At 63.6% G+C, this 17,356-nt stretch carries 17 protein-coding genes and 1 tRNA gene; 12 read left to right on the top strand and 6 right to left on the bottom strand.

What is annotated here, in order from left to right; translation table 11 throughout:
• The first annotated feature begins 12 nt into the window (after positions 1-12).
• From WKW80_RS01750 to paeA, 3 genes are all read left to right on the top strand, one after another.
• The gene (locus WKW80_RS01750; protein WP_340361797.1) at positions 13-522 is read left to right on the top strand and encodes a cupin domain-containing protein; all 510 of its coding nucleotides are present in this window, start codon (positions 13-15) and stop codon (positions 520-522) included.
• Between the two features lie 111 nt (positions 523-633).
• Entirely contained in the window at positions 634-1,629 is a 996-nt protein-coding gene (locus tag WKW80_RS01745; protein ID WP_340361796.1) for an AAA family ATPase, read from the top strand.
• Positions 1,630-1,673: 44 nt separating this feature from the next.
• The gene (paeA, locus tag WKW80_RS01740; RefSeq protein WP_340361795.1) at positions 1,674-2,975 is read left to right on the top strand and encodes a polyamine export protein PaeA; all 1,302 of its coding nucleotides are present in this window, start codon (positions 1,674-1,676) and stop codon (positions 2,973-2,975) included.
• Here paeA and WKW80_RS01735 read toward each other — a convergent pair.
• Positions 2,964-3,545, bottom strand: a complete 582-nt coding sequence (locus WKW80_RS01735) for a lytic transglycosylase domain-containing protein (RefSeq protein WP_340362189.1) — start codon at positions 3,543-3,545, stop codon at positions 2,964-2,966. The genes paeA and WKW80_RS01735 overlap by 12 nt on opposite strands.
• Before the next feature lie 103 nt (positions 3,546-3,648).
• The gene (locus WKW80_RS01730; protein WP_340361794.1) at positions 3,649-5,394 is read right to left on the bottom strand and encodes a proline--tRNA ligase; all 1,746 of its coding nucleotides are present in this window, start codon (positions 5,392-5,394) and stop codon (positions 3,649-3,651) included.
• 118 nt (positions 5,395-5,512) lie between these two features.
• Here WKW80_RS01730 and WKW80_RS01725 point away from each other — a divergent pair, with 118 nt between their 5' ends.
• Positions 5,513-6,175, top strand: a complete 663-nt coding sequence (locus WKW80_RS01725) for an RNA pyrophosphohydrolase (RefSeq protein ID WP_340362188.1) — start codon at positions 5,513-5,515, stop codon at positions 6,173-6,175.
• A gap of 112 nt (positions 6,176-6,287) precedes the next feature.
• Positions 6,288-6,716, top strand: a complete 429-nt coding sequence (locus WKW80_RS01720) for a CNP1-like family protein (protein WP_340361793.1) — start codon at positions 6,288-6,290, stop codon at positions 6,714-6,716.
• Positions 6,717-6,770: 54 nt separating this feature from the next.
• Here WKW80_RS01720 and proB read toward each other — a convergent pair whose 3' ends face one another.
• From proB to rplU, 4 genes are all read right to left on the bottom strand, one after another.
• A complete protein-coding gene (gene proB / locus WKW80_RS01715) occupies positions 6,771-7,916 on the bottom strand; it encodes a glutamate 5-kinase (protein WP_340361792.1) in 1,146 nt (381 codons plus the stop codon).
• 71 nt (positions 7,917-7,987) lie between these two features.
• Positions 7,988-9,070: an Obg family GTPase CgtA gene (gene cgtA / locus WKW80_RS01710; protein WP_340361791.1), complete on the bottom strand. Its 1,083-nt coding sequence runs from the start codon at positions 9,068-9,070 to the stop codon at positions 7,988-7,990.
• A gap of 96 nt (positions 9,071-9,166) precedes the next feature.
• Positions 9,167-9,427, bottom strand: a complete 261-nt coding sequence (rpmA, locus tag WKW80_RS01705; RefSeq protein WP_340361790.1) for a 50S ribosomal protein L27 — start codon at positions 9,425-9,427, stop codon at positions 9,167-9,169.
• Positions 9,428-9,436: 9 nt separating this feature from the next.
• On the bottom strand, positions 9,437-9,748 hold the full coding sequence (gene rplU / locus WKW80_RS01700) for a 50S ribosomal protein L21 (RefSeq protein ID WP_140839927.1): 312 nt from the start codon (positions 9,746-9,748) through the stop codon (positions 9,437-9,439).
• A 278-nt stretch (positions 9,749-10,026) separates the two neighbouring features.
• On the opposite strand from rplU, the gene WKW80_RS01695 reads away from it, so the two are divergent.
• From WKW80_RS01695 to WKW80_RS01665, 7 genes are all read left to right on the top strand, one after another.
• Entirely contained in the window at positions 10,027-10,956 is a 930-nt protein-coding gene (locus WKW80_RS01695; protein WP_340361789.1) for a polyprenyl synthetase family protein, read from the top strand.
• Positions 10,957-11,005: 49 nt separating this feature from the next.
• A tRNA-Pro gene (locus WKW80_RS01690) sits at positions 11,006-11,082 on the top strand.
• 132 nt (positions 11,083-11,214) lie between these two features.
• On the top strand, positions 11,215-12,942 hold the full coding sequence (gene pilB / locus WKW80_RS01685; protein ID WP_340361788.1) for a type IV-A pilus assembly ATPase PilB: 1,728 nt from the start codon (positions 11,215-11,217) through the stop codon (positions 12,940-12,942).
• A 19-nt stretch (positions 12,943-12,961) separates the two neighbouring features.
• On the top strand, positions 12,962-14,182 hold the full coding sequence (locus tag WKW80_RS01680) for a type II secretion system F family protein (protein ID WP_340361787.1): 1,221 nt from the start codon (positions 12,962-12,964) through the stop codon (positions 14,180-14,182).
• Positions 14,182-15,144, top strand: coding sequence for a prepilin peptidase (locus tag WKW80_RS01675; protein WP_340361786.1), 963 nt, complete (start codon positions 14,182-14,184; stop codon positions 15,142-15,144). The genes WKW80_RS01680 and WKW80_RS01675 overlap by 1 nt, the downstream gene beginning before the upstream one ends.
• 11 nt (positions 15,145-15,155) lie before the next feature.
• Entirely contained in the window at positions 15,156-15,758 is a 603-nt protein-coding gene (gene coaE, locus WKW80_RS01670; RefSeq protein WP_340361785.1) for a dephospho-CoA kinase, read from the top strand.
• 88 nt (positions 15,759-15,846) lie between these two features.
• On the top strand, positions 15,847-17,337 hold the full coding sequence (locus WKW80_RS01665) for an MBOAT family O-acyltransferase (protein ID WP_340361784.1): 1,491 nt from the start codon (positions 15,847-15,849) through the stop codon (positions 17,335-17,337).
• The last annotated feature ends 19 nt before the right edge of the window (positions 17,338-17,356 follow it).

Below are 17,356 nucleotides of genomic sequence, written 5' to 3'. Positions count from 1 at the left end.
TCCACCGTCTCGATGAGCCACGACCACGCCGGCCACGGCCACTCGCACGACGAAAGCGTCGAGCCGGCGTGGAAGCACGACGGCGTGCGCGTCATCCCCGGCAACCAGCTCGACGGCAACACGGCGCAAACGCCGGGCATGGACCGCAAGGCCGCCATCAACTTCGCCCGCGTCGGCGCACAGAAGCTCTGGGCCGGCACCGTGACCATCCATGCGAACGCCAAGACCGGCGCCCATCACCACGGACACCTCGAATCGGTGATCTACGTGGTCAGCGGCAAGGCCCGCATGCGCTGGGGCGAGCATCTCGAATTCACCGCCGAAGCCGGCCCGGGCGACTTCATCTATGTGCCGCCGTACGTGCCGCACCAGGAAATCAACGCCAGCCCAACCGAGGTGCTGCAATGCGTCCTGTGCCGCAGCGACGGCGAGGCAGTCGCCGTGAACCTCGACATCGAGCCGGTCGAGAAGCCGGATACGGTCCTCTGGGTCGACCCCACGCACCCGCACGGCGGCGTGTAAAGCCCTGCCTTCTCTGTCGCAAAAACCCAAAAAGCGAGAAAACTTAGACAGACACCGGGATTAGGCACGGCTTATGCTCCTGTATCGAAGTGTTCGAAACCGGAGGTGTCCATGGATTCCCGTAGTCTCGTCCCTGCTTCCCCCGCCTTTCAATTGCCGGTCGCCAACCTGCGCAGCGTGTTCCAGACGCACGATGTCGAGCGCAAGCTCGCCAAGCTGCCCGATCGGGACCACGAAAACCTCCGCACCACCTACGAGCGCATGCTCGAGCGCGGCCCCGAGCGCTTCCAGGTCAAGCCCAGCGGTGTGCCGGAGATGGCGGCCCTCTACGCGCAACTGCCCAACTTCACCGAAGTGCTCGACGACGTGCGCCGGCATGTGGCGCTCGCGCAGGACAGCCGCGATGGACTCGAAGTCACGCCGATGCTCCTGCTCGGCCCGCCCGGCATCGGCAAGACCCATTTCGCGAAGAAGTTGGCCGAACTGCTCGGCACCGGCATGTCGCTGGTGCCGATGAATTCGATGACCGCTGGCTGGCTGCTCTCGGGTTCGTCGTCCCAATGGAAGGGCGCCAAGCCCGGCAGGGTGTTCGAAACGCTGGTCGACGGCCAGTACGCCAACCCGGTGATCGTGATCGACGAGATCGACAAGGCCGGCGCCGATGCCCAGTACGACCCGCTCGGCGCGCTCTACAACCTGCTCGAGCACGACACCGCCCACCACTTCATGGACGAGTTCGCCGAAGTCGCCATCGATGCAAGCCAGGTCATCTGGATCACCACGGCCAACGATGAGCGCAGCATTCCCGAGCCGATTCTCAACCGCATGAACGTGTTCGAGATTGAAGCGCCAACGCCCGAGGCCGCGCGGCAGATTGCGCGCAGCCTCTACGCATCGATTCGCGGTGAACACGACTGGGGCCGCTTGCTCAACCCCGAGCCCACGGACGACGTCATAGACCACCTGTCCACCTTGGCGCCACGCGAAATGCGCCGTGCGCTGATGACCGGCTTCGGCAATGCGCGCCTCTCGCATCGCGACGAAGTCCGCATCGACGACCTGCCTCGCGCCTCGGCGAGCAAGAGCCGCATCGGTTTCGTGCAGTAGCCTGGAAAGGTCATGGCACCATCGCGGTCTGTAAAGACCGTGCCATGACCCTGACCCAAAGCCTGCTCGTGATTGCCCTCCTGATCGCCGCGAGCGCATTTTTCTCGCTTGCCGAGATTTCGCTCGCCGCGTCGCGCCGCCTGCGCCTACGCCAGATGGCCGACGAAGGCGATGCGCGTGCCGATCGCGTGCTGCGCGTGCAGGAGCAACCCGGCCACTACTTCACCGTCGTGCAGATCGGACTCAACGCCGTCGCCATCCTCGGCGGTGTCGTCGGCGAAGGCGCCTTCTCGCCCTGGTTCGTACAGATCTTCGCGCAATGGACCAGCCCGGAAGCGGCCGGGCGCTGGGCCTTCGTCTGCTCGTTCGTCGTCGTGATCTCGCTGTTTCTCGTGTTTGCCGACCTGTTCCCCAAGCGATTGGGCATGGCCGACCCCGAGCGCCTTGCCGTGCGCATGGTCGGGCCGATGAACCTGCTGATCACCGCATTCAAACCACTGGTGTGGCTCTTCACGCGCAGCACCGATGGCCTCTTCAAATTGCTGGGCATGCCATTGCAGCGCGACGAGAAGATCACCTCGGCCGACATCCTCGCCATGACCGAGGCTGGCGCCCGCGCCGGCGTTCTGGCCGTGCGCGAGCAGCAGGTGATTGCCAACGTGTTCGAACTCGACACGCGCCTCGTCAGCAGCGTCATGACATCGCGCGACCGCATCGCATGGTTCCAGAAGGACGACCCGGAGTCCGTTCTGCGCGCACGCATCGTGGCCGAGCCGTTTTCGGCCTACCCGGTCTGCGAAGGCGATATCGACCACGTGCTGGGTTATGTCGACGCCAAGGACATGTTCCAGCGCGTGCTGAGCGGCCAGCCGCTCGCTTTCGACCAGGGCCTGCCGCTGCACAAGGCGCTGGTCGTGCCCGACCGCTTGTCGCTGACGGAAGTGCTGGAGCAGTTCCAGCAGGCGCACGAAGACTTCGCGATCATCGTCAACGAGTACAGCCTGGTGGTCGGCGTCATCACCCTCAACGACGTGATGAGCACAGTGATGGGCGACCTGGTCACCGCACTCGACGAGGAGCCGCAGATCGTCCGGCGCGACGACAACTCCTGGCTCATCGACGGCGTCACGCCCATGCAGGACGTGCAACGCGCACTCGACATCGAATCGCTGCCACATGCCGACGAATACGAAACGATGGCCGGCTTCCTGATGGTGATGCTGCGCCGCGTGCCACGCCGTACCGACCGCGTCGTCGCGGGCGGCTACACCTTCGAGGTGATGGACGTGGACAGCTACCGGATCGACCAGGTGATGGTCACGCGCGGTACGGCTTCAAGCGTTTGACGCGCGATCCACGAACACCCAATTGCGCTGATTGGCGAACACGGCATTCGGATACGGAGCCTTGCCCCGGCTGCCGTTGTAGCGGCCCAGCGTCAGGAACAGGTCGCCATTCTCCAGGCCCAGGTAGTGGCGAAGGATGACGCAGCCAAAGCGCAGATTGGTCTGCATCCGAAACAACTGCGCCGAGTCTCCGTCGCCGATCACCCGGGTCCAGAACGGCATCACCTGCATGAGCCCTCGCGCGCCAGCGCTGGACACCGCGAACTTGCGGAAGTTGCTTTCCACCTGGATCAGTCCCAGCACCAGGCTCACGTCCAACGCCGAGCGCCTGGCCTCATACCAGACCGTTTGCAGGAACTCGATGCGCGCTTGCGGCTCCGGCACCTTCTTCTTGAGCCGCTCGCTCATTTCACCGAGCCATCGCAGGTAGGCCAGCCTCGAATCGGTGTCCTTGAACTCCGGAATCGGTGGCGCGCCGCTTCGTATCGACGCGGTCAATGCGTTGCGCACCGCGTCCATCATCGGCTCCTCGAGCTGCGCGCCGGCCCTCGCCGCACGCGGCAGCGCCATCGACAGCGCACCAGCTGCCGCGGCGCCCAGGCACGAACGCCGCAAAAGTGTCACCGGGCGATCTCCATCGTGCAAGCTCTCGCAGCGCTGCCGGGCGATCCGCTCATGCCGCGAGCTTGGCTCGGATATGGGCGGCAGCCTCGGCCGAGGGCACCTTGGTCGCCGCCGTGTCGCGCCGATGCTGGTACTCGTACTGCCCTTCCTTGATGCCGCGGTCGGAAACGACGATGCGATGCGGCACGCCGATCAGTTCCCAGTCGGCGAACATCGCACCGGGTCGCTCGCCGCGATCGTCCAGCAGCACGTCGACGCCAGCACCGCGAAGCTCCTCATAGAGCGCCTCCGCGGCCGCCTTGACGTCCGCGCTGCGATCCATGCCGATCGGACAAACGACCACGGTGAACGGCGCGATCGCGTCCGGCCAGATGATGCCGCGCTCGTCATGGTTCTGCTCGATGGCCGCTGCCGGCAGTCGCGTGATGCCGATCCCGTAGCAGCCCATTTCCAGGAACTGCGGCTTGCCGCCTTCGTCGAGGAAGGTGGCATTCATGTCCTTGCTGTACTTGGTGCCGAGCACGAACACATGGCCCACCTCGATTCCGCGCTCGATGGCGAGCAGGCCCTTGCCGTCGGGCGAAGGATCGCCGGCGACGACGTTGCGGAGGTCGGCGACAAGCTCCGGCTCGGGCAGGTCCCGGCCCCAGTTCACGCCGGTCATGTGGAAGTCGAGCTCGTTGGCGCCCGTGATCCAGTCGGCCATCATCGCCACCTCGCGATCGGCCACCAGCCTGACCGGCTTCTTGGTGTTGAGCGGGCCGAGGTAGCCCGGCTTGCAGCCGAAATGCGCCTCGATCTCGCCGACGGAGGCAAAGCGGAAGCCCGCATCCAGCCCCGGTACCTTGCCCACCTTGATCTCGTTCATGTCATGGTCGCCGCGCAACAGAAGCAGCCAGACCTGCACGCCGGCGATGTTGCCGGCGGCGTCGAGCGTATCGGTGGCCAGCACCAGCGACTTGACGGTGGTGGCCAACGGCACGCCGAGCAACTGCGCGACGTCTTCGCAGGTGCTCTTGCCGGGCGTCGGCGTCTTCGCAAGCGGGTTGGAAGCCGCGGGGCGCGGTCCGGCCGGCGGCATGGCCTCGGCCTTCTCCATGTTCGCTGCGTAGTTGCTGTCGGGGCAGTAGACGATCGCGTCTTCGCCGGTTGCGGCGATCACCTGGAACTCCTCGCTCATGTCGCCGCCGATGGCGCCGCTGTCGGCTGCAACCGCCCGGTAGGTCAGCCCGAAGCGGTCGAAGATGCGGCGATAGGCCTGCGCCATGTTCTGGTAGCTCGCCTTCGCACCGGCCAGGTCGCGGTCGAAGCTATAGGCATCCTTCATCGTGAACTCGCGCCCTCGCATGAGGCCGAAGCGCGGGCGGCGCTCGTCGCGGAACTTGGTCTGGATCTGGTAGAAGTTGCGCGGCAGTTGCTTGTAGCTGCGGATCTCCTGCCGTGCGATGTCGGTCACGACCTCTTCGCTGGTCGGCTGGACCACGTAGTCGCGTTCATGCCGGTCCTTGATGCGCAGCAGCTCGGGGCCCATCTTCTCGAAGCGCCCGCTTTCCTGCCAGAGCTCGGCCGGCTGGACCACCGGCATGGTGAGCTCGACAGCCCCGGCCCGGTCCATCTCTTCGCGCACGATCGCCTCGACCTTGCGAATCACTCGCAAGCCCATCGGCATGTAGGTGTAGACACCCGCGCCAAGCTTCTTGATCATGCCGGCGCGCATCATGAGGCGATGGCTCGCCACTTCAGCGTCAGTCGGTGCTTCTTTGAGGGTTGAGACAAAAAAACGGGAAGCTTTCATCTTGCGCGCCAGGAACAGTGAGGGGGTGTGAGGGCTCGGTGGCCTTCGAACCGGTCGCTTGCCGTGCGTAACACGGCGTGCATAATCGACTCAGTTCATAGAAATTTGGGGTTTGATTATGCTCGACCGGGACGGCTTCAGGCCCAACGTCGGCATCATCCTGCTCAACCAGAGAAACCAGGTTTTTTGGGGCAAGCGCATACGCACCCACTCCTGGCAGTTCCCGCAGGGTGGCATTGATCGCGGCGAAAGCCCCGAGCAAGCCATGTTCCGCGAGCTGCACGAGGAAGTGGGCCTTCAGCCGGAGCATGTGCGCATCGTGGCCCGTACCCGCGACTGGTTGCGCTACGAGGTGCCGGATCGGTTCATCCGCCGTGACGCACGCGGTCACTACAAAGGCCAGAAGCAAATCTGGTATTTACTGCAATTGACGGGGCACGACTGGGATCTCAACCTCCGGGCCACGGACCATCCGGAGTTCGATGCCTGGCGCTGGCATGATTACTGGGTGCCGCTCGATGTCGTCGTCGAGTTCAAGCGCGGTGTCTATGAGATGGCCCTGACAGAGCTGGCGCGTTACCTGCCGCGCCAGGATTTCCGCAACCGCTTCTTGCGCAGCAACGTGCGGGGGCGGGAATTCGATCGCCATCCGTTCGATGCCGGCGCACCGGTCGGCATGGATCTGCCGCCCGGCGGCTCATTCGATCCGAATCCCAATATTTCTTCTGCAAGCGATGAGTCTTCTCCCAACAACGCGCCTTTCGTACCCACGCAGCGCTGAGCTTGCGCTCGCCCTTGCCGCCTGCTGCTTCCTCGCTGCATGCGCCTCGTCGAGCGGACGCAGCACTGACAACCCGGACTGGGCCCAGGCCGGATCGCCCCCGCCTCCTACGGTGACCTCCAGCGACGTCGAGTGGAAGGAAACCGACGTGCCACCGCCGCCGGCCTTTCTCGAGAGCCGTGCGATTCCCATCGACATGCCGAGCTACACGACCCTCAAGTTCAGCATTGATCCCGCGACCATCGCGATCACCAATGATGGCGTGGTCCGATATGTGGTGATTGCGAGCCGGGCAGGCGGCGCGACCAACGCGCTTTACGAAGGCGTTCGCTGCTCCAGCGAAGAGGTCAGGACCTATGCCCGCTTCAACAACGGCAAATGGGACGAGGCCACGAACCTCGAATGGAAGCGTTACCGGCTGATTCCGACAAGCTACGTGACGCGACTGACCTACCAGGGCCTGTGCCGCGGCCACGCGCCCCAGTTGTCGGTGCAGGAGACGGTGCAACTGTTGCGCAAGCCCGTGCGTGAAGTCGAGTAGGGCAATAGCCTCCGGGCTCCGAAGTCCGGGCCGCAGAGGCAGCGCCCGGACTCCTCAGCTGGAGGCCGGCATCAGGACCATGTTGTCCCGGTGCACCATCTCCGGCTCGGCCACGTAGCCGAGCAACTGCTCGATCTGGGCCGACGGCTTGCGGCACAGGAGCCGAGCCTCGGCGCTCGAATAGTTGGCCAGCCCGCGCGCCAGTTCGGCGCCGGCCGGGTCACGCACCGCGATCACATCGCCGCGAGAGAAGTCGCCTTCCACTGCGGTCATGCCGATCGGCAACAGGCTCTTGCCTTCAGCCCTGACCTTGGCCGCCGCGCCGTTGTCGACCAAGACCGCGCCACGCATCTGCAAGTGATCGGCCATCCAGCGCTTGCGCGCCTGGTGCTTTGCGGTCTGGGCAACCAGCAGCGTGCCGATGGCTTCGCCGCCCGCCAGCCGCTGCAGCGCATCGTGTTCGCGGCCCCACGCGATCACCGTCGAGGCACCGGAGCCCGCAGCGCGCTTGGCCGCAAGAATCTTGGTAATCATCCCACCGCGCCCGAGGCTTGATCCGGCCCCCCCGGCCATGGCTTCGAGCGCCGGGTCCCCGGCCACGGCCTCGTGCACGAAGGTCGCGGACGAATCCTTGCGTGGGTCCGCCGTGTACAAGCCCTTCTGGTCAGTCAGGATGACGAGCGCATCCGCCTCGACCAGGTTGGCGACCAGTGCACCCAGGGTGTCGTTGTCGCCGAACTTGATCTCGTCGTTGACCACCGTGTCGTTCTCGTTGATGACCGGCACCACGCCATGCGCGAGCAGGGTCACCAATGTCGAGCGCGCATTCAGGTAACGCTCGCGATCCGCCAGGTCGGCGTGGGTCAACAATACCTGCGCGCTGCCCAGGTTGTTCTCGCGCAGCTTGGTCTCGTACATCTGTGCAAGACCCATCTGCCCGACGGCCGCCGCCGCCTGCAATTCATGCACCTCATGCGGCCGCGTACGCCAGCCGAGGCGCTTCATGCCTTCAGCAATGGCACCGCTGGACACCATCACCACTTCGCGGCCCTCACGCACCAATGCAGCCAGTTGACGACACCATTCACCGATTGCGGCTTCATCGAGGCCACGGCCTTCGTTGGTGACCAGGCTCGAGCCGACCTTGACCACGATGCGGCGCGCATCACGCAGGGCGGTGGAACGGGGGCGTTGGGTCATTTCGGGCTGGGGCGGACGTGGGTTGGCGAATGAAAGCTATCTTTTTGACAGCAAATGAGAAGCTCGAGACCTCAAACGGATTCGGTCGGCGGCGGCTCGGGAGCAAAGCGGGGATCGACTTCTGCCGGCGCCTGCTCGGCAACCTGTTCAGCTTTCACATGCTGATAGATCGCCTTCACCAAAGGCTCGCAACCCTCGCGCGTCAGTGCCGAGATCTCGAACACCGGCCCCTTGAAACGCAGCCGCTTGACGAAGTCCTTCACGAGCGCGGCGCGCTCATCCGAAGGCACCATGTCAAGCTTGTTGAGCACCAGCCAGCGCGGCTTTTGATAGAGCGCTGCGTCGTACTTCTTCAACTCACCAACGATGGCCTTGGCTTGTGCAACCGGGTCGATGCTGTCGTCGAACGGCGCCATATCGATCATGTGCAGCAGGAGGCGCGTGCGCTGCAGGTGGCGCAGGAACAAATGACCAAGACCCGCGCCCTCGGAGGCGCCTTCGATCAACCCCGGCAGATCGGCGACCACGAAACTCTGTTCGGGACCCACGCGCACCACACCAAGGTTCGGGTGCAACGTAGTGAACGGGTAATCCGCAATGCGGGGCCGCGCATTCGAAATCGCGCTGATCAGCGTTGACTTGCCGGCGTTGGGCATTCCCAGCAATCCGACATCGGCCAGCACCTTGAGTTCGAGCTTCAGGCTCTTCTTCTCACCGGGCCAGCCGGGCGTCTTCTGCCGCGGTGCGCGGTTGATCGCGCTCTTGAAACGCATGTTGCCGAAGCCGCCATCGCCGCCCTTCGCGATGGTGATGACTTCGCCCGGTACCAGCAACTCGTACAGCACTTCGCCGGTTTCGGCATCGGTAATGATCGTGCCTACCGGCATCTTCAGCGTGATGTCGTCACCGGCGGCGCCGAACATGTCCGAACCCATGCCGTGCTGTCCGCGCTTGGCATCGTGCCGGCGCGAATAGCGGAAGTCGACCAGCGTGTTGAGATTCGGATCGGCCACTGCGAAGACGTGACCCCCGCGGCCACCGTCGCCGCCGTTCGGGCCTCCGAACTCCTTGTACTTCTCATGTCGGAACGACACGCAGCCGTTGCCGCCATCGCCGGCAGCGATGTCGATGAACGCTTCGTCAACGAACTTCATGGGATGTGCAGTCTATAGAGAGAGGCGCCCGGGTTGGGCGGAAAACAAAAAAGCCCCGACGAGCGGGGCTTCGAAGCGGATCGAAGTGACCTGGGCTTAAGCCGCAGGGGTCACATTGACCGTGTGCTTGTTCAAAGCACCCTTGGCGCCGAACGACACGTGGCCGTCGACCAGGGCGAACAAGGTGTGGTCCTTGCCCACGCCGACGTTCACGCCGGGGTGGAAGCGCGTGCCGCGTTGACGCACGATGATCGAGCCTGCGCTGATCAGTTCGCCGCCGAAGGCCTTCACGCCGAGCATCTTGGGCTTGGAATCGCGCCCGTTTCGCGTGGAGCCGCCGCCTTTTTTCTGTGCCATTTCAGCTCCTTAACCGGCGATCGCACCGATTTGCAGTTCGGTGAACTGCTGGCGATGGCCTTGACGTTTCTGATAGTGCTTGCGACGACGCATCTTGAAGATGTGCACCTTGTCGTGCTTGCCGTGTGACAGGACTGTCACCGTGACGGATGCGCCGGACACCAGGGGCGTTCCGATCTTGATATCCGAGCCGTTGCCGACTGCGAGAACCTGATCGATCACGATTTCCTGGCCTACGTCCGCAGCAATCTGTTCTACTTTAATTTTTTCGCCGGAAGCAACGCGATACTGCTTGCCGCCGGTTTTTATGACCGCGTACATGTTGACCTCTTTGACCCTGTGAAGTGACCCCGTGAAGGGTTTTTCGGGAGATGGCTCCACGGACGGATTTCCGCAGAGCCCAAGATTATAGCCCGAGATCCCCAATCATCGCCAGCAGACCTCTCCACCGGAGTGAAGCCTGCAGGGCGCTCCCTATAATCCGGCCAACCCGGCCGCGCAGGCCGCCCTCAGAATCACCCGTCGCGGCGCCTTTCGTTTTGTCAGTCTCCTCTGCTGCCTCTCCCACCAACGCCGTACTTGACCTGATCGCCGAAGACATGGCCCAGGTCGACCGTGTGATTGCCACCCGACTCGACACCGGCGTTCCGCTGGTCAGCGAAGTTTCTCGCTACATCATCTCGGCCGGCGGCAAGCGCCTGCGCCCTGCGTTGCTCCTGTTGATGAGTGGCGCGCTTGGCTACTGCGGAGCGCAGCGTTTCAACCTGGCGGCAGTCGTCGAGTTCATCCACACCGCCACGCTGCTGCACGACGATGTGGTCGACGAGTCGACGCTGCGTCGTGGCCGTGCCACCGCCAACGAGTCCTTCGGCAACCCGGCCAGCGTGCTGGTCGGCGACTTTCTCTATTCGCGCGCATTCCAGATGATGTTGGACGCCGACAACATGCGCGTAATGCAAATCCTGGCCGAAGCGACCAACGTGATTGCCGAAGGCGAGGTGCTTCAGTTGATGAACATGCACGACGCCACGCTCGACGAGGCGGCCTACTTGCGCGTAATCCGATCGAAGACAGCCAAGCTCTTCGAAGCAAGCACCCGCCTGGCGGCGGTGCTTGCCGGCAGCACGCCTGCGGTCGAAGAAGCCTGCGCCACGTTCGGGCAGGCGCTGGGCACGGCATTCCAGGTGATCGACGACGTGCTCGATTACGCCGGCGACTCCAGCGAAACCGGCAAGAACCTCGGCGACGACTTGCGCGAAGGCAAGGCGACGTTGCCGCTCATCCTGGCGATGCAGCGCGCGACGCCGGAAGACAGTGCCCTCATTCGAAAGGCGATCGAGGCCGGCGACACCGAAAAGCTCCCCGCCATCGTTGCGATCGTGCGGGCAACGGGCGCCCTGGACGCTACCCGTGCCGCCGCGGCAGCCGAGGCTCAACGGGCCATCGATGCCCTGCATGGCATGCCCGCGAATTCGTACTCGCAAGGTTTGCTACAATTAGCGGCTCAGTTGCTTGAGCGTCGCACCTAAGTTACCTTCAAAGTCTTACGCAGGTCGTTTCTCTGTTTTTTGCAACCATCGGGGTGTAGCTTAGCCTGGTAGAGCGCTACGTTCGGGACGTAGAGGCCGGAGGTTCGAATCCTCTCACCCCGACCAGCTATTTGCGGCTGGGAATTGCCAAATGCTTCGCAGGTTGTTGCCACTGTTGCACGACTGCGATTTACAGCATAGGGTCGATCAGCGATGATCGTGAATCAATTTTTCACGTTTTTTACAATCGTTGATTGAATGGCCGCTGCCGAACCTCTTGTCAAAGAAACCTCGCCTGTCGCGCTACCGGGACTGGCTCGCGCGCTGATATCGGCTGGCAAGTTGGCGGCAAAGACAGCTGAAGAGATCTATCAAAAGTCGCAGTCGAGCCGAACGAGCTTCATTGCGGAATTGACGGGCACCGGCGCGGTGTCGGCGGCGGATCTGGCTCACACGCTTTCCAACGCGTTTGGCGCGCCATTGCTGGATCTCGATGCGATCGACCAGCAACGTCTGCCAAAAGACCTGCTCGACCCCAAGCTCTGCCAAGCCTACCGGATCGTGGTGCTGAGCAAGCGGAGCAACCGCCTCATCGTCGCCACGGCCGACCCTTCGGACCAGCAGGCGGCGGAAAAGATCAAGTTCGCCTCGCAGATGGGTGTCGACTGGGTCATCGCCGAATACGACAAGCTCTCGCGCATGGTCGAAGCCGCCGCGGTCACCGCTGCGGAAACCATCGACAACATCGTCGGCGCCGAATTCGAATTCGACGACGCAGCCACCGAGAGTGCAGACACCGAGCAAGCGGTCGCGGAGGTAGAAGACGCACCGGTTGTGCGCTTCCTGCACAAGATGCTGCTCGACGCTTTCAGCATGCGCGCCTCGGACATTCACTTCGAACCCTATGAGACTCAATACCGCGTGCGCTTCCGGGTCGACGGCGAATTGCGCGAGATTGCCACGCCGCCCATCGTCATCAAGGACAAGCTGGCGTCGCGCATCAAGGTGATTTCGCGCCTGGACATCTCCGAAAAGCGCATCCCGCAAGACGGCCGGATGAAGCTGAAGATCGGCCCCGATCGCGTGATCGATTTCCGGGTCAGCACACTGCCCACGCTCTTCGGCGAGAAGATCGTGATCCGTATCCTGGATCCGAGCAGCGCCCGTCTCGGCATCGATGCACTGGGTTACGACCCCGACGAAAAAGAGCGCCTGCTGGCAGCCATCGCCCGGCCCTACGGCATGGTGCTGGTGACTGGCCCGACGGGCTCCGGCAAGACGGTTTCGCTCTACACCTGCCTTAACTTGCTGAACAAGCCAGGCGTGAACATCGCGACCGCCGAAGACCCTTCTGAAATCAACCTGCCGGGCGTCAACCAGGTCAATGTGAACGAAAAGGCCGGGCTGACCTTTGCCACGGCTTTGCGCGCTTTCCTGCGACAGGATCCGGACATCATCATGGTCGGCGAAATCCGCGACCTGGAAACGGCCGACATTTCGATCAAGGCCGCGCAGACCGGCCACCTGGTGCTGTCCACGCTGCACACCAACGACGCGCCGACCACGTTGACGCGGATGCGCAACATGGGCATCGCGCCGTTCAATATCGCGTCGAGCGTGATCCTGATCACCGCGCAGCGCCTGGCACGGCGACTGTGCACCGTGTGCCGGGAGCCGCACGAAGTACCGCGCAAGGCGTTGATCGATGCCGGCTTCAGGGATCGCGAAATCGACGGCACCTGGAAGCCGTACCGCCCGGTCGGCTGCTCCGCCTGCAACGGGGGCTACAAGGGCCGCGTCGGCATCTACCAGGTGATGCCGGTCAGCGAAAAGATCCAGGAGATCATCCTGCGCGACGGCAGTGCGTTGGACATTGCCAGGCAGGCCGAAGCCGAAGGCGTGCGCTCATTGCGCCAGTCTGGGCTCAAGAAGGTCATTCAGGGGCTGACATCGCTTGAAGAAGTGGTGGCGGTCACCAACGAGTAACACGGCGCACGAGGATTGAATGGCAACCGCAACATCCGCACGGAACATCAAGGAAACGGTCTTCGAATGGGAAGGCCGAGACCGCAATGGCAAGCAGGTACGCGGCGAGATGCGCGCATCCGGCGAGAACCAGGTGCAGGCCTCGCTGCGGCGCCAGGGTGTGCTGGCGACCAAGATCAAGAAGCGCAAGATGCGCTCCGGCAAGACGATCAAGCCGAAGGACATCGCGATCTTCACGCGCCAGCTTGCAACCATGATGAAAGCCGGCGTGCCGTTGCTGCAGGCTTTCGACATCGTCGGGCGGGGCAATGCGAATCCGAGCGTTGCCAAACTGCTGAACGACATCCGGGGCGACGTCGAAACGGGTACATCGCTATCCGCCTCGTTTCGCAAATTTCCCAAGTACTTCGACAACCTGTACTGCAACCTTGTCGAAGCGGGTGAGGCGGCCGGTATCCTGGAAGATCTGCTGGACCGCTTGGCCACCTACATGGAAAAGACCGAGGCGATCAAGTCCAAGATCAAGTCGGCGCTCATGTATCCGACATCGGTGATCGTGGTGGCCTTCGTGGTGGTCGCGGTCATCATGATCTTCGTGATCCCGGCATTCAAGCAGGTGTTCAGTTCCTTCGGCGCCGACCTGCCCGCACCCACCTTGATCGTGATGGCGATCAGCGAATTCTTCGTGGCCTACTGGTGGCTGATCTTCGGCGTGGTCGGCGGCGGCGTCTACTTCTTCATGCAAGCCTGGAAGCGCAACGAGCGCGTGCAGAAGTTCATGGACCGCCTTTTGCTGAAGATGCCGATCTTCGGCACGCTGATCGAGAAGTCGTGCATCGCGCGCTGGACTCGCACGCTCGCCACCATGTTCGCCGCCGGCGTGCCGCTGGTCGAGGCGCTCGACTCGGTGGGTGGCGCCTCGGGCAACTCGGTGTATGCCGATGCAACGGTCAAGATCCAGCAGGAGGTGTCGACCGGTACCAGCCTGACCGCGGCGATGACCAATGCCAACATCTTCCCCTCGATGGTGCTGCAGATGACGGCCATCGGCGAGGAGTCAGGCTCGATCGACCACATGCTCGGCAAGGCCGCCGACTTCTACGAGTCGGAAGTGGACGACATGGTTGCCGGACTTTCGAGCCTGATGGAGCCCATCATCATCGTGATCCTCGGCGTCATCATCGGCGGCATCGTGGTGTCGATGTACCTGCCCATCTTCAAGCTCGGCCAGGTCGTCTGATGTGGATGTCGGCGGGGGCTGAGGCCGCTGTGGCGGCCGGCCTGCTCGGGCTGCTGATCGGCAGCTTTCTCAATGTCGTGATCTACCGCAAGCCGGCCATGATGTACCGGGAATGGCTGACGGATTCGGTGGCGGGTCTGACGCCATCGCCTGACGTGCCGAGCCTGTGGGCGCTGGTTTTCGGAGGCAAGTCGACCACGCCCCCCGCGCTGGAAGCCGCCGCCACCCCTGCCCTGGCGCAGATCGAAGCCTTGAAGCCGCTGAGCCTGTCGACGCCGCGCTCGCGCTGCGGCACCTGCGGACACGCTATCCGCTGGTACGAGAACATTCCGGTGCTCAGCTATCTCGCGCTGCGCGGCAAATGCTCGGCCTGCAAGTCATCCATCAGCATTCGCTATCCGCTGGTCGAACTGTCCGTCGCGGCCCTGTTCGCGCTGGTGGGGTGGCGCTACGGCATCAGCCCGGTGGGGGGGCTGTGGGCCGCTTTCATCGCGTTGCTGGTGTGCCAGTTCCTGATCGACCTGGACACGCAGTTGCTGCCGGACGAATACACCTACGCCTTGCTGTGGCTGGGCCTGATCGGTGCGGCACTGGGCTGGACCGGGGTGACGCTGAATTCGGCCGTCTGGGCCGCCTTCTCCGGCTACCTGTTCTTCTGGACGATCGCCTGGTTGTTCCAGAGGATCCGCGGCAAGGAGGGCATGGGGCATGGCGACTTCAAGTTGCTGGCAGCGATCGGCGCATGGCTCGGCGCCGACTACCTGCTGGCGATCGTGCTCGTGTCCTCGATCGTGGGCGTCATCCTCTGGGTCGTGCTGCGCATCATCGGCAAGGTGGCGCACAAGGACATTCCCATTTCCTTCGGTCCGTGCCTGGCCGGCACGGGGATCGTGTGCTTCGTGATCGGGCCGGATGCGGTGCGCCTGCTTGCTCCGTTCGCATTTCCCCTTTCGCTGGCTTGAGGGCCGGCGGCATGCGTCGCATCGGCCTGACGGGCGGCATCGGCAGCGGCAAGAGCACAGTCGCCACCATGCTGGTGGAGCGCGGCGCCGCGCTGATCGACACGGACGCCATTGCACGCTCGCTCACATTGCCGGGCGGCGAAGCGATGGCGCCGATCGCCACGCAATTCGGTCAGGACGTCGTGCAGGCGGACGGCAGCCTGAACCGGGACCGCATGCGCGAAATCGTGTTCCAGGATGCGTCCGCCAAGCGGCGGTTGGAGGCCATCCTGCACCCGCTGATCGGCACGGCCTGCGATCGCCAGGCGGCGCAGGCGGAAGGCCGCATCGTCGTGTTCGATGTGCCGCTGCTGGTCGAGTCGGGCCGTTGGCGCGCGCGCGTCGACCGTGTGCTGGTGGTCGATGCCACCGAGGCCACCCAACTGAGCCGGGTGATGGCGCGTTCCGGGTGGTCGAGCGAAGCGGTGCAGGCAGTGATTGCGCAGCAGGCCAACCGTGAGGCAAGGCGCGCCGCAGCGGATGCCGTGATCTTCAACGAGGGCCTGAGCCTCGCGGAACTCGAAGCCGAAGTTGCCGCGCTGTGGCTGGAGTGGTGGGGCGCCGACGCGCGATAATTGCACTCCCGCCGGTGTCGCTCCGGCAAACGATGCCAACAACAATGCGACGCGCTTCCGGGCTCACCGGGCAACGCCACACGATTCGATGCTTTTCAACTCCTACGCGTTCATCTTCGCCTTCTTCCCGATCGTGCTGATCGGGTTCTTCCTCATCGGCAAGCACAACATCCGGGCGGCCGCAGGTTTTCTCGCGCTGGCCTCGTTGTTCTTCTACGGTTGGTGGAGCGTGAAGGCGATGCCGCTGCTGGTGCTGTCGATCTGCTTCAACTACTGGTCGGGCCTGCGCCTGACACCAGGTCCGGGACGATCCGACAAGCAGCGCAAGCGCATGCTGGTGGTGGCGCTGACGATCAACCTGGTCGTCCTGGGCATCTTCAAGTATGCGAACTTCTTCATCGCGAACGTGAACGACGCGTTGACCGCAGCCGGTGGCACGCCGATCTCGATGCTGCACATCGCATTGCCGATCGGTATTTCTTTCTACACCTTCACGCAGATCGCCTTCCTGGTCGACTGCTGGCAGGGCAAGGTGCATGAGCGAAGCTTCGTGCACTACGCGCTCTTCGTGACCTACTTTCCGCACCTGATCGCCGGGCCGGTGCTGCATCACGCGCAGATGATGCCCCAGTTCGCGAACCCGTCGACCTATCGCATCGACCTGAACAAGGTCGCGCTCGGCCTGGCAATCTTCACCTTCGGCCTGGCCAAGAAACTGCTCATCGGCGACAAGATGGGCCAGTACGCCGACATGGTGTTCAACGGCGTGCATGGCGGCATCCTGCCTTCGCTCTACACGGCCTGGTTTGGCGTGCTCGCCTACACGATGCAGATCTACTTCGATTTCTCCGGGTACTCCGACATGGCGGTGGGCCTGTCGCTTTGCCTCGGCGTGCGGCTGCCGCTCAACTTCAACTCGCCCTACAAGTCGACCAACATCATCGAGTTCTGGCGCCGCTGGCACATCTCCCTGTCGACCTTCCTGCGCGACTATCTCTACGTGCCGCTGGGCGGCAACCGCAAGGGGCCGGCGCGACGCTATCTCAATCTGTTCCTGACGATGCTGCTGGGCGGCCTGTGGCACGGCGCCGCATGGACCTTCGTGATCTGGGGCGCGCTGCACGGCACCTTCCTCATGATCAACCACCTGTGGAACGCCAAGGTCCGCCGCAACATTCCGCCGGGTCCCATCGCGAAGGTGCTTGGCTGGCTGCTCACGTTCATCTGCGTGATGATGGCTTGGGTGGTCTTCCGCGCGGAAAGCATGACCGCGGCCATCGAGATCTACAAGGGCTTGCTCGGCATGCATGGCACGCCGGACGGTGCCTTCGGCGAATTCCTCGTGCCCTACCGCAAGCCGGAGTTCTTCCAGACGCTGCTGGTGGCGCTGGTGGTCTGCCTGGCGCTGCCGCCGACCATCACGCTGGAGCGTTGGGTGCCGCAGCCGATCTTCCTCGCGACGCGCCCACGGGCGGGCTCGGTCGCAACCGTCGTGATGGCGCTGGTGACCGTGACGATGCTGGGCTTCTGCGTGTCGCAACTCGGCTCGTACAGCCCCTTCCTCTATTTTCAGTTTTAGGATGAAACACGCCCGACGC

Source organism: Variovorax humicola (assembly GCF_037889915.1).
Classification (GTDB): Bacteria; Pseudomonadota; Gammaproteobacteria; order Burkholderiales; family Burkholderiaceae_C; genus Variovorax; species Variovorax humicola.
Note: the sequence above shows the minus strand (reverse complement) of the source record. Positions and strands in the feature narration are given on the sequence as shown.